Raw genomic sequence first — 24,747 nt, forward strand, 5'->3', positions numbered from 1 at the left:
GGGGTTAGTATTATGCAAAAAGACAAACGTACTTCATTGACCGATGGAATGTTTCTTTCTTTAATGAAGTCATCACTGAAAGGAATCTCTCAAGTCATATTGATTGAGAATGCTGTTACTGGTTTCATTATTCTAATGGCGATCACGATTTACTCTTATCATTTAGGGATTATTACTCTATCTTCCGCTATCATAGGAACGCTAATCGGAAAACTGGGAGGAGCTAATGAAAACAGTGTGAATTCAGGTTTATACGGATATAACTCCGTGCTAACAGGCATTGCACTAACATTGTTTTTAACTGGGCCCTCTCAGTGGTTTATCGCTTTAGTTGGAGCTGCTTTAGCCGCAATCTTTTCCGCAGCAATGGTACATTTCATGAGAAACACAGGGATTCCCATCCTTACATTCCCTTTTATCATTCTGACCTGGTTTATGTTGCTTGTATCTTACAAGTTAAAGGCTTTCCAGTTAAGTCCGGGACTAGTTCCTCAAGACTTATCACACTGGACCTTAAACATCTCTGGAAAGGTTAATTGGCTGGAAGGGAGTTTTAATGGGATAGGGCAAATTTTTTTTCTAGATAGTACCTTAGCTGGCATTCTGTTATTTATTGGCGTATTTTGGGCCGGATGGAAATATGGTCTTTTTTCCATTTTAGGTAATGCTTTCGCATTACTCATATCATTCGTACTTGGAGGGGAACACTCGCTAATTATCATGGGGCTTTATGGCTACAATGCGATTTTAACCTGCATTGCCGTATCTATAGTTTTTAAAGAGGACCATAATCGATTTGCGCCTTTATCAGGGATTATAGCAGCTTGTGTGACAGTACCCTTATCGGCAAGTGTTGCTACCTGGCTTTTACCATATGGACTCCCAGCCCTGACAATGCCTTTCGTTCTTAGTACCTGGCTTTTCCTAGGCGCGAGAAAAGTCCTTCCCAGGTTGTAACAAATTTGACTTTTGAGAATGGAGCATGAGGCATTACTTCCAAAGACCGCTACCTTTTAAGTAACCATCGGGAAACCTTACTAATTCGAATTCCCTAACGCATCGTCAATTGCCTTGTAGCCATTGTTTAGATAAGGTTTTCAAATGAACTTAATTTTCGATTCATTGAATTAGCTGATTAGTTCAATTAGAAAAAGACTGGCGCTGCCCCCCCCCTGTTGTAATGCACCTGTTAGCGAAATAAGGGAAGCGATTTAGGAACACGGTTTATAAAGAAGATGAAACTCTACCAATTATATTAATAAGAAATAGAGCAAGCTCAAATTCTTCTTGCTCTCTTCTTAAGCTATTATTCTATAACAAATCTATCTGTGTGTACTTTTTTATCTTTTTCCCAAGTAACAGAAGCTTTATAGGTATTTTCTTTTTTTGGTGCATCCCCTAAATAAAATGACTCATAAAAAAAAGGGTGTAATTTAGTCTCTGTTCCATCTTCCGCTCTTCCTTCTTTAAAACTTGTAAGAGTTGTTAGAGTTTTATCATTCTCTAATAGCGCGATTTCTTTGACAACAACTTTGTCATCATTAAGTTGTTTAATCGAGGCATCCCAGCCAGTTGGTTCACTTGGATCTCTATTTTCTTTATAACTCACTTTCCACATATCGTTATCCGATTTCCCAGAAATAGATCCAGTGGAGTTATACCAATAAATACCTAACAAAATTACTAATAGCGGTATAAAGAAAACTAAATAACTTTTTTTCATTGTATTCTCTCCAAGTTAAAATTTACTTACGCGATATTTTACCCAATGAGTACTAATATTTTTGAAATTTTCAAGGCAATTTCTTGCTTGTGACACTCGAAGGTGATGATCATCAACTCCATTGTTTCTTAAGAAATCAAAAGGCATATTCGTGCAATTTTTTCCTAGACCCTCTCCACGTTTTTTTGTATTAAGTAAAAAAAATTTACATATCCAATTTTTTTACTTATCACGCTTAGTAAGTTCAAGTTGACCAATGGGTGTTCTGTGTTCCATCACTAGTACAAATTCTTCAGGGAATAAATCAATTTGTTTTTTCAAGCCAACCAAGATATTCATTTCCGTTTCCGAAGTCTTTTTCTGCCAAAACTAATTATGAAAGAATCTGTTCGAAAAGGAATCACATAATTCCGATGCTTTTTAAATCTATTGGTTCAAAATCCACAAATAACTCTTACTTCTTATTATACGTCTAAGCATCGATATCCTTGTTGAACTCCCCCAGACAGAAAAAGGTGCTCCCAAGAAGCCTGAATATCTTTAACATGATAGGCAGAAAACTAGTTTTTTTTACTTATTTCTATTGTAAAATGCTTCTTAATTCTCCACACAATGACCGTTCAGATACACCACTTAAGATAAAGGCTTTCTGTTCTTTCAAAAACCAGACCTTCCTAAAAACACCAACTCTCCCTGTATTATACTGTACACATGCTTACTTATAAACTGAATCTCTAAAATATCCAAAACCTCATTTACTTTTGGTACGGCTCTCCGTAATTTATCTCATAACGTTATTTAATTTTTAAAGAAATAGTCAACGATAACTAAGCAAGGGTTTTCCTCGCGAAAATGTTTTATGGTATGATAATTAGATTGTTTATCTACCCTGTGACACATTTACATTCATCTAAGAAAAGAGGTATTTATGCACGACACAGAATTATCCAAGCGACATTGGTTACTCATCTTAACACTTACTTTATTAACATTTGTTCTCGGGACAAGCGAATTTGTTATCATCGGGATCTTAACCGATATTTCCTCGAGTCTCCATATTACAAATGCAAAAGCAGGCACGCTCGTTTCTGCGTTTGCGATTACGTTTGCCATTGCCACACCACTCGTAATGTCGGCAACAAGTCATTTTCCAAAGCGTAAATGGATGTTGTTTTTGATAGGTTCGTTCATCATCCTGAATGCTTTGTGCGTGATTTCGACAAGCTACATCATGCTCCTTGCACTTCGGATGATGACTGCGATTGTAACAGGAGTTTTAATTTCTCTTGCCATGATTGTTGCAAGTGAAGCCATGCCGATCGCAAAACGTGGACTTGCTATATCATTCGTTTTCGGTGGTTTTACTCTTGCAAACGTGATTGGAGTACCAATAGGCACGGTCATCGCCGAAATGTACGACTGGAATGCAACCTTCCTGTTAACGACTTTTCTCGGTGGAATTGCATTTTTGGCATCTTTCTTCATTTTGCCTACTATGCACAGCCCATTTCGCAGTTCGATGCGCGAGCAATTTTCTTTGTTAACACACCCACGAATCTTAATGGCTTTTTTCATTCCATCTCTTGGATTTGGGGCTACGTATGCCGTTTATACGTATCTTGTTCCGATCCTGAAAGTAATGGAAGCACCAAGTAGTTCAATCAGTTTGATTTTGTTTTGCTATGGATTCATTTCCATTTTCAGCAACATACTCGCTGGTAAAATTGCCAGCTACAATGCTATCGGGCGCCTCCGGTTTGTTTTCCTCGTGCAAGCAATTGTTCTGATCAGTTTATATTGGACGACAAACAATTTTATCTTTGGATTGTTTAACATTGGCTTGATGTCATTAATGGCCATCCTTTTAACAACATCTACTCAGCTTTATTTGATAGACCTTGCCGGTATTTATCAACCAAAAGCTACAGGACTGGCTGCTTCACTGATGCCAGTGGCAAGCAATGTCGGTATCGCCTTTGGTTCCGCATTAGGCGGAATTGTTTACCATCAGGGAAATTTGATGAGTGTGTCATTGGTCGGTGGGCTGGTTGCTATCTGTGCAAGTCTTCTCACTTTCCTAAGTTATCGCTTAGACCAAAAACAAAAGAAAGCAGCTTAACCTTGGGAATGGAATTTCACCATCTGGGATTCAATTGCTTCATTTTTTTGCCCGTCGTTTCATCGAAATGACGTCTCTGTCGAATAAAGTAAATGAGGGACACTGACTGTGTCAGCACCCCCATACGACTGCCTGTCGCACAAAAAGCTGCCATAAAGACAGCTCCGATTTTAAGCTAGCGCACCTGTTAGTTTCAAGAAAAAAAACTGATTTCGTAGTGAAATTGGTTTTTTTTATTTTTTACTTCCTCGAGACCAGATAACCACTGGAATCAATAATATAGATAATAACCCTCCAATAAATGATAATGTTGTATAACTTGAACCAGCCACAATCATTCCAGATAAGGCTCCACCAGAAGCTCCTGATAATGCAATTAAAACATCCACTGTACCTTGAGTTTTAGCCCGAGTTGAAGTTTCAGTTGAATCAACAATAAGAGCAGTCCCACTTATTAAACCAAAATTCCATCCTAATCCAAGTAAAGAAAGAGCAATTACTAGGAGAATCATAGAATCACCTGGTGCAATCGCTGATATTAAACCTGCCAGAAGCAACGTAGCTCCAGAGGCAATAGCCATAGCAGTACGACCAAACTTATCAACAAGGACACCTGTAACCAGTGAAGGGAGATACATTGCCCCTATATGAAAACCAATAACAAGACCTATTTCACCCAAGTTATGTCCATGATGTCTCATATGAACTGGTGTCATTGTCATAATAGCCACCATTACGATTTGAGTAAGAACCATAATTGTCGCACCAACAATAATACCTCTTTTGTTTGCTATTTGTTCAGTATCAGCCGAATGTTCTATTCGATCACTATCTTGGTTGGAAGCTTCTATCGTTCTTGCGATAACTAATGGGTCTGGGCGAAGCATGACGAAAAGTACAAGACCTGCCAGGATAAATGCTGCTGCTGATAAAATGAAAGGACCAGCAAGTGATGGAATGCCAATAGATGTAGCAAAATCCCCCATTACATTCACTAAATTCGGACCTGCAACTGCACCAAATGTTGTAAACACCATTGTAATACTAATAGCAGTAGCTCGTTGTTTATTGTTCGCTAAGTCCGTACCAGCGTAACGAGCTTGTAAATTTGTCGCTGTTCCTGCACCATAAATAAGCAGGGAAGCAAATAAAAGGAAAATACTATTTATTATAGCTGCAGTTATGACTCCTATTGCTCCAAGTCCACCTATCATAAAACCTGCTGTTAGACCTGTACGACGACCGTAACGTTGAGAAAGTCTCCCTACGATTAAAGCAGCCCCTGCAGACCCTAGAGTAAATAAACCCGAAGGAAGTCCAGCAAATGCATCAGTGCCAAGCATTTGTTGTGCAAGAAGTGCCCCCACCGTAATTCCAGCCGCTAACCCAGCACCACCAAAAATTTGTGAAATACTTATAATAATTAATGTGCGTTTGTATAACATTTTTTGTTTTTCTTGAGAATCTACATAACTCTGGTTCAATTGATATGCTTTATTAGACATTTGTTAATACCTCATTTATCATTCTGTAATTTCCAATCATGTACACCTTCCTCTAGACGAAATGCATTAAAACCTTTGGATCTTAAAAGTTCAACAGCTTCCACTGACATTAAACAGTAACAACCACGGCAATAAGCAATCACATCACAATTGGTTGGTAAAGTTGAGAGTTTCTCGCTTAACTCTTCAATTGGCATAGAAACTGCACCAGGAATATGAGCTTCTTCATACTCCTCCAAAGGTCTTACATCCAACAAAATAGCTTCACCTTTATCCATCCGATCTTTAAGTTCTGAAAGTGAAACCCCATCCGTGCCAGGATTGACATTTAAGAACTCTTGCTTAATTTGTTGAACCTGTACAAACTATTTTTCTCCTAATGTATGCAAGGAAGTTAAAAAATCCGATATGGCTGCATCTGCTAGTTCGTAAATGACGTAGTTCCCTTTCTTCTGAAACTTAACCAATCTAGAATTAGCAAGTGTTTGTAAATGTTGAGCTACATTCGCCACAGACATATTAGTTAGCTTTAGATAATGCCTCCACCGACTTTGGACCATGAGATAAAATATCAAGAATTTCCAACCGTTTTGGACTAGAAAGACTTTTACCTATTCTTGCGAACTCTTGATACAATAAATCTTTTAAATATCGATCATCAAACATGTAAAATCACCATCTATCTATTCAAGTGTTTTATTGTATACTTGAATATTAATCAAAACTATAAGAATTGTAAAACAATTCCTTAACTCCAACCATTTGTTAAAAGTTCCCCTTTTGTACTTAGTATGGCACTAAACCATATAAATGGGCATATAAAACAGTCAGTTTTCATGTAAAAAAGACTGCTGAGTCATCTCCAGACCATTATCGCACAATACGAATACACTAATCTTGTTGAACGAACCTTCCCCTTTAGTTCTATAAGAAAAGGAGCTGTTTCCAGCCCCAAATAGAAGTAATGCACCCTTTTCGTTTAATTATGTGCTTGTAATATCAGAAAGTTAACTAGCTATTTCCTTTTAAAGCTGTTAATTAAGAAATGAATAATGCCAACAATCAGAAAGATATAACCAATTGCTAAAAATAGTCTCTTCCTGCTAGATAAAGAATTGCTATACTGTATTTTTTCAATCTAAATTCTCCTCAAAAAATATTGTTCGCCTGGCGCTAATTGTCTCCCTAACTTCCGTTGTATAAAAAATCCTTTAATTATTTCAATACAAATAACAATATACGGCTATATTCATTACTACATTTTATAAGAAAGAATTTTTCTTCAGAATCTTAATTTACAATTTTCAACATTAATTAATCATTCATTATATTTCATTTTGTATTTCCTTATTCAACTATCCTGCCCCAATAGTGCCATAAGAAAAAGGCTGCCTCAGCAACCTTTCTAATTGAAGTAAAGCACCCGTTAGTTCGAAAAGCGATTCTTATTAAAGAATCGCGCCCTATTACTAAAGATTAATATATATATATATATATATAAGTATTAAGTAAATATAACTTACTTTGTTAAATTAATCTTTATATCATTACCAACTTCAAGCAAGCAGTCTTGACGGTCTTTAACCAGAGCAAAAATCATTACATATTCGTCATCTTCACCTGCTCCTTCAGCCTTACTAAAAATGGGTTCAACTTTTTCACCAGCTGATTTTAAAAATACACCAGATTTTTCATACTCAACACTATAACCATGCTCTTTATCATGTTTCCTTGCATTAAGGAGTTTATGTTCCAGTTTGCTTAATACTTTGTATTTCATCCCACTCTCATTTGTTAGGAGTTTCGTGTCAGATCCAGTAACAACAATTCTTGTTTCTAATGGTGAAAACTCTACCCTTTTAATCTAGTATGTTTTATTTTCTAAATTGAATTCCTTATTTATTTTTACTGTTTCTCTTTCTAGGATTGCCGTTTGATCAAGCTAAACCGAGTGGCCATATTTTTTTTACTTTACGAGTCTCGTGGTCATCATATATTGTTAAATTTTTTTATTTCCAAACGAATATCTGTCCTTCATATTCTTTTATTGATTCAAACTGCAACTTTAGCTATGAATCATATCTTTAAAATTGCAAAGGACCGATTTTTGCTTCTACATGCTTTACAATTTCTGCTGTATGAACCAGTTCCGCAGCTGTACGCATGTCTTTGTATAAAATTCTGTCCTGCTCAAGGCGAGGCACATATTTTCTAAACAAATCGCAGGCTGCAGTCGTTCCTGTTCCAGGCTGTAACGGCTGAAGGAATTCGATCCCCTGGCAGCTGCACATCCATTCGATCCCAATCACTTTTTCAGTATTGGCGATTACTTTCAGTGCCTTTAAAGCTGCAGATGTCCCCATGCTTACATGATCTTCCTGTCCCCCTGTTGTCGGAATGGAATCCACAGACGACGGATGTGAATAAACCTTATTGTTAGAAACCAATGACGCCGCGACATATTGCGGAATCATATAGCCCGAGTTAAGCCCACTTTGCTCGATCAAATACGGGGGCAGCTCGCTATACTGAGGCGACACGAGTCTAAAAATCCTTCGTTCAGAAATATTGGCCAATTCAGATAGAGAGATTGCCAGAAAGTCCATGGCTAAGGCTATCGCTTCTCCATGACAATTGGAAGAGGATATCGCTCTTGCACCCTCTGGATCATCAAACACCAACGGATTATCTGAGGCTGAATTCATTTCTCTCTCCACAATCGTCCGAACGTAATCAACAGCGTCTTTACAAGCTCCATGCACTTGTGGAATTGACCTAATACTAAGAGCATCTTGTGTGCGGTAATCTTTAAATTTTTCCGTGATCTCACTGTTTTTTATCAGCTTATGAATATTATCAGTTGTCTTTTTTTGTCCAGGATGACGTTTTACTTTACTAATTTTGGGATCAAAGGCATAGTATGTTCCTTTCAGCGCCTCAAAACTGATTATCGAAACAATGTCTGCAGCCTTAAGAACATTAATGGCATCATAAACGGCCAGAGCGCCAATTGCAGTCATATCTACCGTGCCATTAATCAAAGAAAGCCCTTCCTTTTCGTGCAGTTCGATTGGGGTGATTCCTGCCTTCTTCAAAGCTGTCTCGCCATCTGTTAGTACGCCCTGATAATAGGCCTCACCCATCCCCAAAAGTACCAAACTGATTTGTGCTTGATGATTTAAGTATCCTAAGGAACCTTCTCGAGGGACGAATGGTATGACATCTTTATTCACCATCTCTGCTAATCTCTCTACCGTTTCAAGTCTTATTCCAGAATAACCAAGGGATAAATTTTTGATCATCATCACCATAATTGCCCTTACTATTTCCTTCTCCAACGGATCCCCCATACCGCAAGCATGACTCATAATTATATTTTTTTGCAATTCTCTCGAATCAGAGGCTGAAATTTTTATTTTTGAATTCTCTCCTACTCCGGTCGTAATTCCGTATATGACTCGCTCTTCCTCGACAAAACGCTCGACTATATCCCTTCCTTGGCTAATCCTTTTCTTTACACTCATAGACAGCTCCAAAGGTGCATGATGCCTTGCTACTGAAATCAAATCCCCGATACTAAAATCATCTTCAGTTATCATTACTTTTTCTTGTGTTTTCATAATAAGCTCATCTCCTATATTGTGCAGCTTGACAAAACATTAGCTTTTATAATGTTTAAGCCTTTGGATTAGTAAAATTTCGCAACGAGACCTCTCTTTCGAGAATTGGAGAGGTATTCCTTTTTTCATGTCAATTAATCTTCTTATGGTTCAAGGGGTTTAAGTTTGAATTACTTGCTTCATTAAAAGGATTACTTGCCTCGCTTAAAGAGAGTGACTTTGTCTCCGGTGCCCAGGCAATCGAAATGATAGTACCAATTAACAGAATAGCCGTCATTCCAATCATCGAGGCATCCAACCCTATAGTGTTCATACTAAGGGGCAGGAGGAATGTCCCGATAGCAGAACCAATTCGGCTGAACGCTGTCACAAAACCAACCCCAGATGCGCGAATTTCGGTTGGGAAAAGTTCGGCCGGATATGTTAGCGTAAGGTTTGAATTTGCTGATAATATAAAAGTAAAAGCCAGAAAAATCGGGATTACTAAAAGTTTAGGTTCGTGAAAAATGCTAAGCATAAGCAAGCAGACTGTCAGGATTGCAAACGTACTAATCGTGAAACCTCTGCGAGAAAATTTCTCCATAAGCCAAAGACCAGCAATCGAACCCAAGATTAGGAATATGTTTAACCACAAGTCTACAGTGAAGTTTTCTGCTAAACCCATACTATTTAAGATAGACGGTAGGAATGTGTAGATGGCAAAGTACGGAATGACAATACAGACATAAAATAGACTTCCAAAAGCTGTTCGCTTCCGGAATTTTTTGTTAAAAAGAGCACGAAAGCCATTTTTATTTTGAGTCTCAATAACAGTTTCGTCGATTTCCGCATTAGGCCCGATATACTTCTTTACGATATGGCGTGCTTCATCAATACGTCCCATGCTGATGAGCCATTGTGGGGATTCAGGTGTTCCTATTCGCAGTATCAGCACAATGAATGCAGGGATTGCAGCACTAGCAAGCATCCAACGCCATGATTCCGGACCAGCTTGACCTAAATAATATCCGACAATGGTTGCAGAGACGTAACCTACCGTCCAGAGCACATTTAGAGAAGCCAGTAAGAATCCCCTATACTTTCTAGGCGCGAACTCGGCAAGTAAAGTCGATCCGACTGCATAATCGCCTCCGAGAGCAAAACCTATCAGTAAACGCAAAATTAACAACTCTACGGGCCCATCCACAAATAGTTGCAGCAACGAAGCTATAGTGACCAATAAGAAGTTAAGCAGGTATATTTTCTGTCTGCCTATGCGGTCAGATAACCCTCCAAGTACTAGACTACCGAAAAAGAGCCCGACCAAAGCAGAACTTCCAATTAGTCCTACCCACATCGAATTGAGTTCCATTTGGGGGCTAAGGAGAGTAAGAGCCACTCCAATAATCCCAAGAGCATACCCATCAGAGAAATTAGAGCCAAAAGTAAGCGCTGTAATTTTCATATGGAACTTGTTAAGTGGAGCGTCATCCATCTTAAATTTTTGTTCGGTCATAAGCGTCTTTCCCCTTTTCAATATTTGATTTTTGGGACACTTCCTACTTCTCTAGTTTAGAGAAGGAAAGCGATTGAAAACAGACGTCTATTTTTTGAATTTTTCTAATTTTTTTCGAATTTAAAGTGTAATGTAAAACGCTTACATTTGAAAACTATAATTATTTTAGATTTCTATACTTTTTTACGATTTCTAAATGAACGAGGGGTTGTACCGGTTTTTTCCTTGAAAATTTTGCTAAAGTAATTTGCATTTATAAATCCTGTTTTATCTGCTACATCTTGAATCGAGAGTTTTGTATCTATCAATAGACGCTGCGCTTCGTTTATCCGTGTCTTTGTTAATAGCTGTCGGAACGAGCTTCCTTGTTTTTTTGTTAAGAGCGAGCTAAAATACGCTGGGCTTCTGTTTACTTGGTTCGCAACGTCCTCAAGCCTTAGCGTAGGGTTAGTAAAATTCTCCTCAATGTACCGGATGGCCTGCTCAATCACATTTGTACGAGCGTTTTCTTGATTGTTATTTGCCCGATCAAGAACTTCATATAAGAACAGCAATAACTCCTGGACGATCCGATATAGAATCGGATTGTATAGGATGGATTCAAATACTTGATGATAACGTCTCTCAAGCATCCCTTCGTCAAGATAAAATGACTTCATGAAGCGTCGGACTTGGGCTAATAAGCTTGTTAACCGGGTTCGCAATAAACCTGGCTCGGGATAGGGATCTGCCTTATTCAAAAATTCTTTATACATCCACTGCTTAATTTTGTCCCTGTCACCTTCGTTCAGCATGTCAATCCATTCGCGCTGTTCAGACGGGGTTAAAAACGGATCGATCATAACCCAGTTCACCTTATCCTCAATGACCGAAAGCTGTCGATATCCTTTGAAAAAACGAATTTCTAGCGCTTGCTTCGCATGAAGATATTTTTCATTTAACGAAAGCAACGGGTCATTAGTATCATATAAAACTAGTGACATGGGCTCCGAAAACTGCTCTTCCCATTCGGTTAGAATCCGATTGCCTATGTGCTTTAATTGTTTGAGTGGCTGCGGCTGCTGGTTATCGAATGAAAAAACAGAAACGATCATGTCGCTTAGCGGCAATACAACCGGTCGATTTTTAAATGGATATTCTTGTAAAAAAGATAGCAGTATAGGTTGTTTCTTCGAATTTTCCAACTGCATCAGCATTAATCGGAAATTGGCGCCTAACGTTTCTTGATGCACGAATAGAGAACTGTAAGATACGGAAGGAACCTCAATTTGAGCCGATGGCTCTTGTTTCTCCTCAGTTTTTGAAACGGCCTTGCAGCACTGGGTTAATACTCGTTTGATATGGTCAGGCGACTGAGGTTTTACCCATAGGTCATAGGCATGAAGCTCGATGCCTTGAAGCGCACGTTCAAATGTGGCTTCAGCCGTCATGACGATGACTTTTTGTATGTACCGTTTTGTCAGCTCCTTAAAGCTGTCCCACGTATCCTTTGGAATCATATCGAGTTCAATGCAAACAACATCTGGTACTTCGGTCTCTATTAGATGAAATACCTCAGATACTGAGCCTGCTAATAGAATGTGATCAAATGGAATCGAAAACGAAGAAACTAGCCAGCCAATCCCTGTTCGTTCATTTTGATCGCGATCAGCAATTAACAATTTAACCATACAGGTACTCCCTTATGATAGATTTTTTCTGATTAATTATCTCTAAACCAAGCTTATTTTCATCACTACAGCGTCTATCCGATTAAGGATTCTGGTGCAAAAACTGATTATGAAGCAATTTCAAACATCTTATGTATGAATTTTACATCTTTTTTGACAGATTTCACATGCTGGTGAAGTTGTCCTTTTTTCATCGTATGCATCGCTTTAATACCACTCAATATAGAAGTGGGTGTTCCATACGACTTGAATCCTAACATTAACGCACACGCTTCTTAATGAAACGATGATCTAGTTCAAAGTTCAACTATATGTTAATATACCGTATTTGACTGATTTTGACGCCTTCAGGTATCATCTTGTCCTCTTTTAACTATTCAACTAAACTCCCTCAATAAAGAAAGCAAAACCTCTCGATATCTCTGTTTTTCTTAGATTTTCATAGTAGTTTACCTGCCGGTAACTACTTAATGTTGGGTGAAAATCACTTGAATGGATAAAATTAGACCTTTTAAAAAAAGAATTATAGCCCACTAACCAACAACTTACAAAATTGGTGAATGAGTTAAATTATGATCACACTGGTGGATGTCCACATTTCTCATGGAGGTCAACCCTCCCATGCCTCCCAGAGTCTTCGCTCTCAAATTCCTTCGTCCAACCTTTCCTTGAGGTGGATGTCAGCCATGCTGCCCCACAGGGTCCTTGCCCGTAATTTAGTTGCTTTGCCGACTAATCCGTGCTTCAAATGATACCCAAATATACATAACCAAGAAAACTCGCCTCTACTATTTTATCTAATCTAAAACTGAATCAAGCTGCTAGTTCCACCTTCTTTGATACTCGCATATGAGGAATATCCTTTAACATCTTTTCTTCATTAAATTCAAATTGCTTTTTACCCATGCTAAAGAAAATACGGATCAGTTTATTACATAAAGCAATAAGGGACTGCATCTTCTTTAATGGATTATCTGGATGTTGAGTATAGTAGGCATGTAATGCCTTAAATGCTGAATTTCTGGCGACCAGAATCATACAAAACCTGAACAACATGGCTCGCAGCTTTTTCCGTCCCCTCTTAGTGATGGTTGTTTTCCCCTTATGCTTACCAGAGATATTTTCTTTTAAGCTTAAGCCGGCCAGCTTAATAATTTGTCGGGGATGAGTATATTCCTTAAGGTCACCAACTTCTGCAAAGAAGCCGGCAATAGTGTATCTACCAACACCTTTTATCGCTAACATTTGTGGCACACCTGGTATTTCATCAAGTAAACAATCTATTTTTGTATCCAATTCTTCGAATTTTAAGTGGATTAATTCATATTTAGCCAGAAGCGTTTTCAGCTCCAGTTTTGCCATTTCGGAGCCTTGTCGAAGTCCGATGGACTAACTGGCTGCTTGCTTTAACTTACGAATTTTGCTTAGACCTACACTTCGGGTCACGGTTTTTCTTAAGTGGGCTAACAGTTCGTGTTCAGTTAAATTTACTATTTCATGTGGTAAAGCATAGGGCTTTAGGAATTGTAATGCTGCTTTTCCCTCCCACTTCTTAAATACCGTTAGAAATTCTGGAAAGTACCGATCAATCCAGTTATGGACCTGGCCTTGGACCGTCTGAAAATCCTCTGTTAAAAGATCACGAATTTTCTTCGCCACCCGTAGTTCGGCATAAACTCCTTGTGGTATCGTAGGTTCGGCGTACCTTCCGTCTTTGACCAACTGTGCAATGACTTTAGCATCTTTCACATCATTTTTAATAGGAGAATTATCATCAAGCTCCTTGCTTTTCTTGACGTGCAAAGGGTTTACAGCCAAACTTTTCATTTTCTTTTAACATATGAGCTAGGTTCAACCAATAATGCCCTGTCGGTTCCATCCCAACTATCACATTGCAAGTATTTCTGACATTGCCAATGGTCGTATTCGCCGTCCGTTAGTTCCTTAGCGCTTTTCTAACTTTCTTTGCAAAAACTAATGGATCATCAACAGCTTCGATATTAACGTAAATCAAATTCGGATTATCAAATAGCCACTCATTGTGTATGGATGAAACTATTATTCCTTGTTTAAGAATCAAAGCAACAAAATTCTTGACTTCTTTTTGCAAGAGTGCAACCCTACCTAGGCACAATGCTCGTCCAGTCTGATTATCTCTTGATTCAAATGAGAAAGAAGAGGTTACTCTAAAACGTTTTCCTAAAATTTTTGCTTTTATATCATTTCGGTTTATGGTTGTTACACATTTTCCACCCGCAAAACCTTCTTGTCCACCGATAATTCTAGCAAACTTTTGACAAATTAATTCATCATTAGATGCCATCTATTCATCCCCTCCCTAATATTAATAGGATATGAATCAATGAATAGATCCGAAACGGATATGAATCTATTTTGAAATGAAAACTATTTTATATCTTGTTCAAACTATACTGCTCCTGTTAGCTCCATAAGAAAAGAGCTGATCGCCAAAGCTTACTAATGAACCATTTATTAGAGGTGGACAATTATTATTCAAGCATCAATATCCTCTGTATTGAAAAACAAGCTTAATAAAAATCTCTCTAAAACTTAATCGATAATACAAGCCTTGCCTATAAAAAAACAAGGCCTTATTGGCCCTGCATTTTATTCGACTATTACTTTCCCAACCATTCCTTTCTCGAAATGGTACCGACATATCAGTTCATATGTACCGGGCTGTTTCGGATTCACGGTAATGTTTTTTTCTTCACCTGGCTGGAGCTCAACGTCAATTCCGAGCTTTTCCAGTGTGAAGGTGTGCTCTTTACTGCCTTTGTTCTTTAATATCAACGTTGTGGCTGTTCCATTCGGAATAGTGATGACTTTCGGATTAAAGAAATCATCGTTCAACTCGACCTCAATCGATTTCCCCGTCTCCATAGGCTGATTTATAACACCGGATTCGGCAAATACGCCGAGTGAGCCTAGTGTTGCCACAACTACAACCATTGCAAGCACAACGCCCAATCCTGTTACCCACTTTTTCATAGACATTCGCAATCCCTCCTTTCCTCTATTTTTTTCTAATTTATTAAATATTATTACTATAAATTTGGTTGCGTGCTTTCAAATAGTAACTTTTTTATCTGAAACAGTGAAAAGAGGAAGATCGGCTCTAATATTCTGGAGTCTATTCTTATGCAACTAAACTGCCCGTTTATCCATAAGAAAACGAGCTGCCAAGGCAGCTCCCTTATTTGAAGTAAAGCACTTGTTATCTGAATAAGTAGTTACCTTTTATTTCTCGTTTAATTGCTCTACCCACTCTATAAACCAATCTTGAGGACTTCACTTTTTAGCGGTCTAAGTTCTACAACTTTTTTAATAAGTAAGTATTTACCAAAAACCATTGATATTCAATATCTCGTGCTATTCCAAACCTATTTCATCAAATTCATAAAATCCTCCAGCTTCATCTTCCTCAAAAGCCACTTATGCAGGTCCTTGTGGTTCCCCTTCATTTTTTCAATGAATGGAGAGAAATTTCATGTGGATACTTCTGTTGGATATAGTGTATAAGTGCAGTGACAACTTGTGGACCGGATTCAACGAGTCTACCTTGTTCAAATGCAGTGAAGTTATCACCGCCTGAAGCTAAATAATTACTAACCGCTACTTCATATTCGTTGTTTGGCTGAATCTCTTGACCCTTCATGTCTTTCAGCTCAATAATGCGGTTACCAATTGGAGCATTGGGGTCCCAATTAAACGTTAAACCAACCGTTTGTAACCTATTTTCATATTCTTTCGCCCACTGCTGTTCTAAAGCAAGTTTTATTTGGTCTCCTGTTAAGATTAACTTACTGACATTATGATCCATAGGCAGGTTTGTATAAAGGTCTTCTACAGTGATATCCCCTTTTTTAAAATTTTTCCGCATTTCTCCTTGATGGACAAAAGCTATATCTACCCCCATGGCTTCCCGCTCAGATTCTGCAATCATTTTTGCTAATGGGGATTCACCGTTTTCATCTTTATTTCGTGAGATTTCTTCAGGCATTTCTCCTATTATCTGATTAAAATAGCTCCCCAATCTTTTTCTATATTTATTTAGAAGAGCAACCGTTTCTTTATCTGGGTTAATTTTATGATGTGAAGTGATAATAATCTTTGCTTGTTTCTTAACAATATTTTTAGTATGTGGGTCCATTTCAAGATTTACTTGAGAAAAGGCTTTCCCATTAGAATAAGCTTGAACGATCAGTTTACCGGCTACAACGGTATTGGCATATTCATGGCTGTGACCGGTAAAAATGACATCGACCTCATCATCGATTTTGGGAGCCATCTCCACTATAGCTCCACTGGAATTTGCTCCTGACTGATCTGATTTAGCTGAATCATGTGCCAGTACAACAATTACTTTGATCCCTTTTTCCTTTAAAAGCTTAACAGTTCGGTTAATAGCTGTAACTTCATCCGTAATTTCTACTTCCTTTCGATTTTCAGGCGCCACATACAGGTTAGTCTCTTTTGTGACGACACCGATAAAGCCAATATTTATTCCGTCAATTTGTTTAATAACATACGGTGGTAACAAGGGAGTACCCGATTTTGTATCGATGATATTTGCAGAACTGTAAGAAGTATTGGCACCTTGAAAATAACCTGTTTTTTTATTGAATCCTCCATAAATAAGACGTTTCATTTCATTTACGCCTTGGTCTAATTCATGATTTCCAGGTGTCCCGACATCAAAGTGCAGGAGATTTAAAAATTCAATCGTGGGTTCGTCTTTAAATCGAGAAGAGATTGGAGGACTTCCTCCTACCATATCACCAGAATGAACAAGTAGTGTATTTGGGTTTTCTTTTATATATTTTTTTAAATACGCAGCCAGGTATTCAGCACCCCCTGCCATGGTTCCTGAAACCATTTGATATTTGTTTAGTTGGCCGTGAAAATCATTAACGCCTAACAATTGAACTTGAATGTGGCGGTTGGATGTGGAATGATTCGTTGTGGAATGTTTGGATGATAATGCTGTGATTTTATAAGTTACGAGAATGATGATAAATACCAAGATGAACAAAGAAGTTATGGCCTGAAATTTTGACAACTTCCGATCCCTCCCTCTAGATGTAAATTAAGAATAACTCTGGAATTTTATATCCGTATAAAGGGACCGTGATTTTTTGTTATATTTTAGATAATAATTATTAAATTAACCCAGCACATGCATATCCTTTTAAAAATATTCATACTGCTTAACATTTAGAAATCTGTTAAGATTTTGACTAGATTATTTAAAAAAGGATCCAATTTATCTTCCATTAACCCGATAGTAAAAAAATGCAGCTGCTAATTACAGTTAGTATTGAAATCTGCTCCGTTGTTAAAGAAGTCCAACAAAAGGAGTGTTAATCCTTTTTGGATCAACACTCCCGTTAGTGCAGCAACATTCAACGTTATTTTTTTAGGTTTGCCTTCATTAAAGAGGAAATTTTTTGCTCATCTGTATTTTGGATTTCTTCCAGCTGATTAATAATCAGCTCTTGTCGATGTAAGGAATGGTTTTGACTTAATTTCGCTTTCCCCTCTATCTTGTTGATTTTTATTTTAAAGCCTTGAATTCCTTTGTTCATCCCAGCGAGAAAGTCAGCGTCTAAATCTTGCAATCTGTATGAACTATCAGGGGCTTCATACTTCAATACCATGTCCTGCAAGGAATCCGTTAACTCCTGTTCATCCTCAATAAGTTCGGCTTCGCCGTATACATGAACAGTCACATAATTCCATGTTGGTACTGCTTGATTGGTCTCATACCAAGAGGAGGAGATATAACAGTGAGGACCATGAAAAACTGCTAAGACTGTTTGATTTTTAATATCTTTCCATTGATGGTTCGGACGAGCAAAATGACCATACAAATAGTTTTTCTCCTTATTCAACAGCAGTGGTAAATGTGTAGCAAAAGGCAAGCCTTCATGCATTGAACACAATGTCGCAAAACCATTCTCCTGTATTACATCGTAGGCTACTGCTAATTCTTTTATTTCAAATTGCTTAGGGATATACATAAAAAATCTCCTTTCCACCTGATATAAACTTTTAAAAAGACAATTGATTCGTAAAAATTATTAAACACAATCATAGCAACTTTTACTAAATGTCTATCCTCGAGAACCTCATCTATAATTATCCATCCTCACTCTACTTCATTAAAAAAAATACCCCGTAATTATGACCTTTCAAAAAAAGTTATAGTAGTGTTTTGGTCATTATAAAGTCAATTTGTTCTTCATCACCCATATAAAAAGAGTGGGCTCCAGTTTGAACAAACCCCAGTTTCTTGTAAAAAGCAATAGCATTTTCATTTTTTTCCCATACACCAAGCCAGACTTTCTTTTTGTTATGTTCCATCGCAATTTCCATAGCTTTATTTAGCAGATATTTACCAAGCCCATGTTTTTGAAAACTGTTCTTTATATAAATCCTCTCGATTTCAAGTGATTCAGCACCCATATCTTCAGACTGAGCGTCATTGGTATTGATCTTTAAATATCCAGCGACTTCATTATCAAAATAAACAAAAAAGAATTGCGAAGAAATATTGGATAATTCTTCTTCTAATTGTTTTAGGTTAAATGACTTTTCCAAATAGGCATTCATATTTTCGGGTGTGTTCTGATGCTTAAATGTCTCATTAAACGTTTCATAACTAATTTCTTGAAGTTTGCGTGAATCTTCAAGGGTACACTTTTTTGTATTAATAGTCATTTAAATATATCGCTCCTTTATATAATTAGTAATTTCTCTTGTTTCCCTTTTTTACAAATCCCCAGTCTTTTTCTACATTTTTTCTTACCCTTTGAAGAAGATTGAAGATGGTTTCTACTTCTCTTTCGGAAAATCCATCTAATGCAATGATATTGGAATAATCATTTTCTCTTTTTATAAAAGGATAGACATTTTCCCCTTTCTTTGTTGGAAAGAGTTTTTTAATTTTTTTGTTATGTATATCTTCTTTCTTTTCAATAAATCCATTAATTTCAAGTTTTTTTATTGMACGAGATGCTGTTGTTCGATCTACTTTTATCATCTCAGCTAACTTTTCTTGAATGAYTCCTGGATTTTCACATATCCGTACAAKGTACAAATACTGCCCTTTTGTAAGGTCATATTCTTTAAATTCTATATTACTTATAGAATCTAATGCCCTTGCTATCATTCCAATTTCACGAAGAATTTCCTTCATAATTAACTCCTTAGTACGTATTTTMGTTGCAAATGCAATAAAAWSGATATRTATTAAATTTAACTTAAATTCGTTGCATTTGCAACAAAAAATAATGATAAAGGGGTCGAGTARAGTGAAATATGTTTTTTATGTATTAGGAATTTTAATATTAACCCTTGGTATTTCTTTCACTATACAATCAGACCTTGGAACTTCACCTTTTGATGCACTTTTAGTAGGACTGTCGATAAATGTGGGGCTTACTGTSGGAAGCTGGGAAATAATAATAGCTTTAATATTGATAGGTTGTAATTCATTTTTAAAAAGACAAAGACCAGAAGTTTTGGGGTTGTTAACAGCATTTATAACGGGTATAGGTATTGATATGTGGCTTTTTTTATTGCACAATTTGATAAGACCTGAACTATGGTACAGCAAAGTTGTTTGTTTTGAAATCAGCTTTTTTCGAGAACATTCATTTACCTCGTATTCTTGATAATGGCAATGATTTTAAATGGACCAATTGGCGTTGGAACCTTATTAACCGTTTGTTTAGGGGGGCTAATACTTAATTACTTTATGCCACTTACTGAAAAAGTATTAGACCGGATATTATCACAATCTAGTAAATCACCAAATTATAATAATGCCAAATTGAAACAACTATAACAATGGAAAACCGAAAAATCCCTTCAGAAGTTATTCTGAGGGGATTTATAACATATGGATCTTTTACAATTATTGAATTGGAATAATATCTAAAATTCTTTCTGAAATCTGCCCCCTTAGTTCCTAAGACAGCTCCGATCTAGCTAAGGCACCTGTTGGTTTAAGAAAAAGGCGTTATAGGGTCCAATTGATAAGCAATCCTGCTTGTGCTAATCCACCACCGAAACCATATAATAAAATCTTCTCACCATTACTGAGCTTTCCTTCACTTACTCCTTTATCTAAAGCTAATGGTATTGATGCTGAGGAAGTATTTCCATACTCGACTAAGCTATATAATGTACGCTCAATTGGAAAACCACTTCTATCACATATTGACTCAATCATTCTTAAATTTGCACTATGCGGAACAAACCAATCAACATCATTCAAATGGAATTCAGTATTTTTCATCACAGTTTGCATTCCTTTTGGAACAGTAGTAACAGCCCATTTATAAACCTCACGTCCATTTTGTACAAGGTTACCACTATTATTTAAGTCTTCACCATTTATACGTGTCGATAGGTTTGTACTATATAAATGTTTTCCGCCTGCTCCTTCCGAATATAAATGTGAAGAAATAAAACTTGGTTGTTGTTCATCATATTCTACAAGAACTGCTCCTCCACCATCTCCAAATAAAATACAAGTGGCTCGGTCTTCATAGTCCATAATTTTAGATAGAGTATCAGCTCCAATAACAAGGACTTTCTTGTTTAAACCAGATGTTACTAATCCATTAGCTACATGCAACCCATAAGTAAATCCTGCACAAGCAGCGTTTAAATCAATAGCTCCAGTATTCTTAATACCTAGCTTTGCTTGGACTAAAGAAGCTACACTTGGTGTGTTGAAATCAGGTGAAAAGGTACAGACAATAATCATATCAACATCTTCGACCGATTTATCATACCGTTCCATTAAATCCTTTACAGCTTTATAACTTATATCACTAGTAAACTCTTCTTCATGTGATATTCTTCGTTCTTTAATTCCAGTACGTTTAACAATCCATTCATCATTGGTTTCAATCAATTTTTCTAAGTCTTTATTTGTTAACCTTTTTTCTGGAACATAAGAACCTATCGCAGTAATACGTGCTTTAGATTTAATCACAGAGTAACCACCTCGTTGTATGAATTATATCAATTTCACCACTTGATATTATTACCTGGTACTAATTATAAAGTAAAAAAAATCTTATGCAACTATCCTATCCCTTTAGTTGTATAAAGAAAAAGTTGCCTTAAAGACAGTTCCGATCTTCAGTGACATTTTAGTTGAAGAACAACGTATTACTTATAGAAAATATGAGATTACACCTATGAGACATAAGAGTAATGCTATTTTCATTCAGTTTTGTTGCGACTCTTTAAATGAAATTTTATTTACACCGTCTTCATCTGGATATTTATATTGTAATTCTGAGTCCAGTCCTTTCAATATCTTTTTAAAAAGTTTAACATTACATCCCAGTAATCCCCTTCCAAAGTCTATAATTACGTAAATCTTCTTGTTCAACAATCCTGCACCGTCAATGCCATAAGAAAAAGGCTGCCGAAGCAACCTTCCTTATTGAAGTAAAGCACCTGTTAGCTTAACAAGATATGTATAGATTACTTTTCAACTTTAATATATGTTCATTCGAATAAAGGACGCATAAAGCTTCTCTCATAACTTAAAATACATTTAGTCTCTTCTGCAAATTTATATGCTTCTTGACATTCTGCATCCAATGCCATTTTTACTCGGTACTCTTCATATGCTGCTAAACTTGGGAAAGTGAATAATGCATAAGCAATATTATTAGCACCCTCATGTGGAAGGAAATAACCCTGATGTGTACCGCCTAATTTATTAACTAATCGAATCCACATCTTACCGTATTCCTCGAACTCATTTAATTTATAAGGGTCAATAACATATTTCAAATAGCATGTAACCATTTTACCCCCCGAAAATCTATTTTTTTCCATCATAACATATAATTCGACTAACCTGCCCCGTTAGTACAATTGGTTACTCCATATACTTCCACCTCTTTATCCTACTAGTAATTCAATCAAGCTCCACATTCTTTCGAGGTGTAGCTTTTAAATAAAGTTTAATCAAAAATATCTCGCAAACCCACATTTTACGATAAATAAAAAGAATCTATTTTGAAAAAAGTTTGATCAAAATAGATTCCTATCCAGAATATTTCAGTTTGATTTTTATAAAAATTTTTAATCAATTTCAGTGTATCTAAAGTTTATTCTGCCTTCTCGAATTGAATGTGCCAGCTTTCCATGACTTTCCCGGCCGGGCTGATCTCTGAAACAAGCCTGTGCTTCACCGGCGTGTGTTCGGTCCCGGATGGGTTATGGACAGAAGCATTAGCTGAAATATTTGCCGAATTAGCCATCAGTGCGCCTACTGGATCATCCATTCTGCAAGATCGGACGGACCGGCCGGCTTCTTATTGTTGGCGGAGCCGTCGCGTGGACGAAGCATGCCGCCAACGAGACGGAGTCCCTGTTTCCTCGTCATGAATCGTCCGATCTGCGTGCCTATATAATTCTGTGTTCCCGGAACGACATACAGCTTCCCGTCCTTCAATGCCCGAAGCGCAACTTCCACGACTCGCTCCGGTGTGTCTTTCTTACCGACGGCGGCTTCTTCCGCGCCTACGACGTTGAAGAAGCCGGTGTCCGTCGCTCCGGGACAAAGCGTGAAAAATTGGACGCCACTGTTGCGGTTCTCCCACCACAAGGCTTGGGTAAACGACAAGACGAAGGCTTTCGTTGCTCCGTATACGGCCATATAGGGAAGGGGCTGAAATCCGGCGGTCGATGCGACATTGATAACGGCCCCGGAGTTTCTACACAACATATCCGGCAAAAACAAGTGCGTCATATCTACAACAGCGGCAACATTGAGCATGACTTCCTCATGCTGGCGCACGCCTGACATTTGTTCAAACAAACCATGCGTGGCAAAGCCTGCGTTGTTGACCAGCATTTCGATCTCTAAATTCAGAAGTTGACATTGCCGATATAACTCGCCTGGCGCGCCCTCTTTGCCAAGATCGGTAGGAATCACCTCGACCTTGACGCCGTGCTTCTTTCTAAGCTCCGATGCCAGATTCTCCAGCTTGTTTTTCGATCGGGCTACGAGTACAAGGTGGCCACCCTCTTTGGCCAATTGTCGGGCGAATTGCTCTCCGATGCCGGATGAAGCTCCCGTGACAAGCGCCCACTTTCCTTTTATGTTCATTGTGCAACTCTCCTATCTACTTTTTTATAATTAGGAAACAGTGTTACTTAGTCCTTAAAAATAATTCCTGACTCTCATAAGAGTCAAGAATTATGATACGTTCCGGTAACAGTGTTTCCGATTGAAATCATTGTAACTAAGCTTTTTAAGAAAGTCAACATCGTTTTTTGAATCGTTGGTTTTTAGCATCCCTCGCAACATTGACAACAGTCCGACAATTATATTAAAATTCCTGTTAAGAGCTGGAAACATTGTTTCTTATCAAAAATGTATTAATTGAGGGTGATAGCGATGACAGAACAAAATAATTCCTTCGCTGCAAATACGAAAAAGTTGGAAACGTATCAGGAGGCTCGCTTGAAAAATATCGAAAATCTTCGAAAGCTCGTCGTCGATGCTGCGGCAACGATTTTGTACGATGAGGGTCCTGAAGCTGTGACGGTGCGTAAAGTTGCGCAGAAGATGAATTGCTCTACCAAAATCATATACAACCTGTTTGTCAATAAAGATGGACTGGCTCAGCAGCTTTATCTCGATGGCTGCAAGATTCTCGCCAACGAATTCGAGGGAACGCCGCGCGCTGACGATCCGATGCAGCAGCTGTTTAATTTAGGCGAAACCTTCTGGCAATTCGGACAGCGTTACTCCGGTTATTACAAGCTGATGTTCGGAGGAGCCTTCGCGGATTTCAAACCAGACGAGGAGAGCATACACGGTACAGTAACAGCTATGCAGCAGTTATTGACAGTAATTGGTGATGCGCAAGAGCAGGGACTGATTACCGGTCCGTATGACACGGAAACCGTCGTCCGTATCTTCTGGGCGTCGCTCCACGGTGTTATCCACCTTTACATGTGCGGACATTTTAGTGATGTGCAGTCCGCACATGCCGTTTACAAGCAAACGCTGTCTTTGGTTGTCGGTTCGTTATTTTCGAGTTGAGTCTTCTAGAGAAAAAAAAAGCAACTTAGGGTGTCTTTTCTTTATTTTTTAAAACGTCGCAACTTTATTTCAAAACGACACGAGGGTATTTTTTAATACAAGCAACTTTGATAAATGAATAAATAGAAAGGGCCTGTTTTGAAAAAGATTAATCAAAACAAGCCCTTATACTATTTAATTGGATTATTCTTTTATAAAAAAGATTGAATATTTTTATGTTCCTTAATGAACTATCCTGCCCCGATAGTTGAAGAAATCGAGTAGGAGGAGGCGCCTAGCCTCCGACCTCTCACACCACCGTACGTACCGTTCGGTATACGGCGGTTCAGTTTAAGTCTGACGTAGTTTTGTATATCGTTCATATAGATTTACTAACCCATGATGGAGCCAATAAACATTATTAAGGGTTTTGTCTAGAATAGGACTATGCGCTATGCGCCAATAACCCTTTCTGCTATTTCCCCATTCATATGCTTTTCCAAATGGGACGCCTAATCCTTTGA

Annotated in this window: 20 protein-coding genes and 5 pseudogenes; 4 read left to right on the top strand and 21 right to left on the bottom strand. The window is 37.7% G+C overall.

The genetic code is table 11. From position 1 onward, the window contains the following. Nucleotides 1-12 precede the first annotated feature (12 nt). A complete protein-coding gene (locus AC1DVK_RS03770) occupies nt 13-957 on the top strand; it encodes an urea transporter (RefSeq protein WP_477625871.1) in 945 nt (314 codons plus the stop codon). Between the two features lie 349 nt (nt 958-1,306). On the opposite strand, the gene AC1DVK_RS03775 is transcribed toward AC1DVK_RS03770, so the two are convergent. After that, nucleotides 1,307-1,723, bottom strand: coding sequence for a hypothetical protein (locus AC1DVK_RS03775; protein ID WP_289321056.1), 417 nt, complete (start codon nt 1,721-1,723; stop codon nt 1,307-1,309). Between the two features lie 928 nt (nt 1,724-2,651). Here AC1DVK_RS03775 and AC1DVK_RS03780 point away from each other — a divergent pair. Beyond that, nucleotides 2,652-3,842 (top strand): MFS transporter, encoded by a 1,191-nt coding sequence (locus AC1DVK_RS03780; RefSeq protein ID WP_061461641.1) that lies wholly within the window; start codon nt 2,652-2,654, stop codon nt 3,840-3,842. 233 nt (nt 3,843-4,075) lie between these two features. Here the strand turns inward: AC1DVK_RS03780 and AC1DVK_RS03785 are convergent, their stop codons facing one another. From AC1DVK_RS03785 to AC1DVK_RS03850, 14 genes and pseudogenes are all read right to left on the bottom strand, one after another. Then, on the bottom strand, nt 4,076-5,347 hold the full coding sequence (locus tag AC1DVK_RS03785) for an MFS transporter (protein WP_289321058.1): 1,272 nt from the start codon (nt 5,345-5,347) through the stop codon (nt 4,076-4,078). An 11-nt stretch (nt 5,348-5,358) separates the two neighbouring features. Next, nucleotides 5,359-6,013 (bottom strand): annotated as a pseudogene (locus AC1DVK_RS03790) (ArsR/SmtB family transcription factor). Nucleotides 6,014-6,866: 853 nt separating this feature from the next. Continuing rightward, complete coding sequence (locus AC1DVK_RS03795; protein ID WP_061461634.1) at nt 6,867-7,127, bottom strand: hypothetical protein; 261 nt, start codon at nt 7,125-7,127, stop codon at nt 6,867-6,869. 304 nt (nt 7,128-7,431) lie between these two features. Continuing rightward, the gene (gene hutH / locus AC1DVK_RS03800; RefSeq protein WP_410861660.1) at nt 7,432-8,967 is read right to left on the bottom strand and encodes a histidine ammonia-lyase; all 1,536 of its coding nucleotides are present in this window, start codon (nt 8,965-8,967) and stop codon (nt 7,432-7,434) included. Nucleotides 8,968-9,097: 130 nt separating this feature from the next. Then, a complete protein-coding gene (locus tag AC1DVK_RS03805; protein WP_252434178.1) occupies nt 9,098-10,462 on the bottom strand; it encodes an MFS transporter in 1,365 nt (454 codons plus the stop codon). 173 nt (nt 10,463-10,635) lie between these two features. Further along, nucleotides 10,636-12,132 (bottom strand): helix-turn-helix domain-containing protein, encoded by a 1,497-nt coding sequence (locus AC1DVK_RS03810; protein ID WP_410861659.1) that lies wholly within the window; start codon nt 12,130-12,132, stop codon nt 10,636-10,638. A 107-nt stretch (nt 12,133-12,239) separates the two neighbouring features. Continuing rightward, nucleotides 12,240-12,505: pseudogene (locus tag AC1DVK_RS03815) on the bottom strand (IS6 family transposase); the annotation flags it as partial. A 440-nt stretch (nt 12,506-12,945) separates the two neighbouring features. Continuing rightward, nucleotides 12,946-14,023: pseudogene (locus tag AC1DVK_RS03820) on the bottom strand (IS110 family RNA-guided transposase); the annotation flags it as partial. Between the two features lie 45 nt (nt 14,024-14,068). Next, nucleotides 14,069-14,455, bottom strand: coding sequence for a DUF1259 domain-containing protein (locus AC1DVK_RS03825; RefSeq protein ID WP_477625872.1), 387 nt, complete (start codon nt 14,453-14,455; stop codon nt 14,069-14,071). A gap of 305 nt (nt 14,456-14,760) precedes the next feature. Beyond that, nucleotides 14,761-15,150 carry a cupredoxin domain-containing protein gene (locus AC1DVK_RS03830; RefSeq protein ID WP_317777746.1) on the bottom strand — a complete coding sequence of 130 codons (390 nt, stop codon included), beginning with the start codon at nt 15,148-15,150 and terminating at the stop codon, nt 14,761-14,763. A gap of 463 nt (nt 15,151-15,613) precedes the next feature. Beyond that, nucleotides 15,614-17,146 carry a bifunctional metallophosphatase/5'-nucleotidase gene (locus AC1DVK_RS03835; RefSeq protein WP_477625880.1) on the bottom strand — a complete coding sequence of 511 codons (1,533 nt, stop codon included), beginning with the start codon at nt 17,144-17,146 and terminating at the stop codon, nt 15,614-15,616. Between the two features lie 418 nt (nt 17,147-17,564). Then, entirely contained in the window at nt 17,565-18,176 is a 612-nt protein-coding gene (locus AC1DVK_RS03840) for an FMN-binding negative transcriptional regulator (protein WP_477625873.1), read from the bottom strand. A gap of 181 nt (nt 18,177-18,357) precedes the next feature. After that, complete coding sequence (paiA, locus tag AC1DVK_RS03845; protein ID WP_477625874.1) at nt 18,358-18,876, bottom strand: spermidine/spermine N(1)-acetyltransferase; 519 nt, start codon at nt 18,874-18,876, stop codon at nt 18,358-18,360. 25 nt (nt 18,877-18,901) lie between these two features. Beyond that, on the bottom strand, nt 18,902-19,354 hold the full coding sequence (locus tag AC1DVK_RS03850; RefSeq protein ID WP_477625875.1) for a MarR family winged helix-turn-helix transcriptional regulator: 453 nt from the start codon (nt 19,352-19,354) through the stop codon (nt 18,902-18,904). A gap of 115 nt (nt 19,355-19,469) precedes the next feature. Here AC1DVK_RS03850 and AC1DVK_RS03855 point away from each other — a divergent pair. Beyond that, nucleotides 19,470-20,005, top strand: a pseudogene (locus tag AC1DVK_RS03855) (YczE/YyaS/YitT family protein). A gap of 174 nt (nt 20,006-20,179) precedes the next feature. On the opposite strand, the gene AC1DVK_RS03860 reads toward AC1DVK_RS03855, so the two are convergent. The 5 genes from AC1DVK_RS03860 to AC1DVK_RS03880 form a co-directional block, all read right to left on the bottom strand. Then, complete coding sequence (locus AC1DVK_RS03860) at nt 20,180-21,163, bottom strand: ketoacyl-ACP synthase III (RefSeq protein WP_061461621.1); 984 nt, start codon at nt 21,161-21,163, stop codon at nt 20,180-20,182. A gap of 237 nt (nt 21,164-21,400) precedes the next feature. Further along, nucleotides 21,401-21,568, bottom strand: coding sequence for a hypothetical protein (locus AC1DVK_RS03865; protein ID WP_477625876.1), 168 nt, complete (start codon nt 21,566-21,568; stop codon nt 21,401-21,403). Nucleotides 21,569-21,687: 119 nt separating this feature from the next. Next, nucleotides 21,688-21,993: an NIPSNAP family protein gene (locus AC1DVK_RS03870; RefSeq protein ID WP_089364548.1), complete on the bottom strand. Its 306-nt coding sequence runs from the start codon at nt 21,991-21,993 to the stop codon at nt 21,688-21,690. A gap of 305 nt (nt 21,994-22,298) precedes the next feature. Further along, nucleotides 22,299-22,475 (bottom strand): hypothetical protein, encoded by a 177-nt coding sequence (locus AC1DVK_RS03875; RefSeq protein ID WP_477625877.1) that lies wholly within the window; start codon nt 22,473-22,475, stop codon nt 22,299-22,301. Next, nucleotides 22,460-23,302: an SDR family NAD(P)-dependent oxidoreductase gene (locus tag AC1DVK_RS03880; RefSeq protein ID WP_089364550.1), complete on the bottom strand. Its 843-nt coding sequence runs from the start codon at nt 23,300-23,302 to the stop codon at nt 22,460-22,462. The genes AC1DVK_RS03875 and AC1DVK_RS03880 overlap by 16 nt, the downstream gene beginning before the upstream one ends. A 291-nt stretch (nt 23,303-23,593) precedes the next feature. Here AC1DVK_RS03880 and AC1DVK_RS03885 point away from each other — a divergent pair, with 291 nt between their 5' ends. Continuing rightward, a complete protein-coding gene (locus AC1DVK_RS03885) occupies nt 23,594-24,244 on the top strand; it encodes a TetR/AcrR family transcriptional regulator (RefSeq protein WP_089364551.1) in 651 nt (216 codons plus the stop codon). A 330-nt stretch (nt 24,245-24,574) separates the two neighbouring features. On the opposite strand, the pseudogene AC1DVK_RS03890 reads toward AC1DVK_RS03885, so the two are convergent. After that, a pseudogene (locus AC1DVK_RS03890) lies at nt 24,575-24,747 on the bottom strand (group II intron reverse transcriptase/maturase); the annotation flags it as partial.

Source organism: Peribacillus sp. P4_B1 (assembly GCF_056402395.1).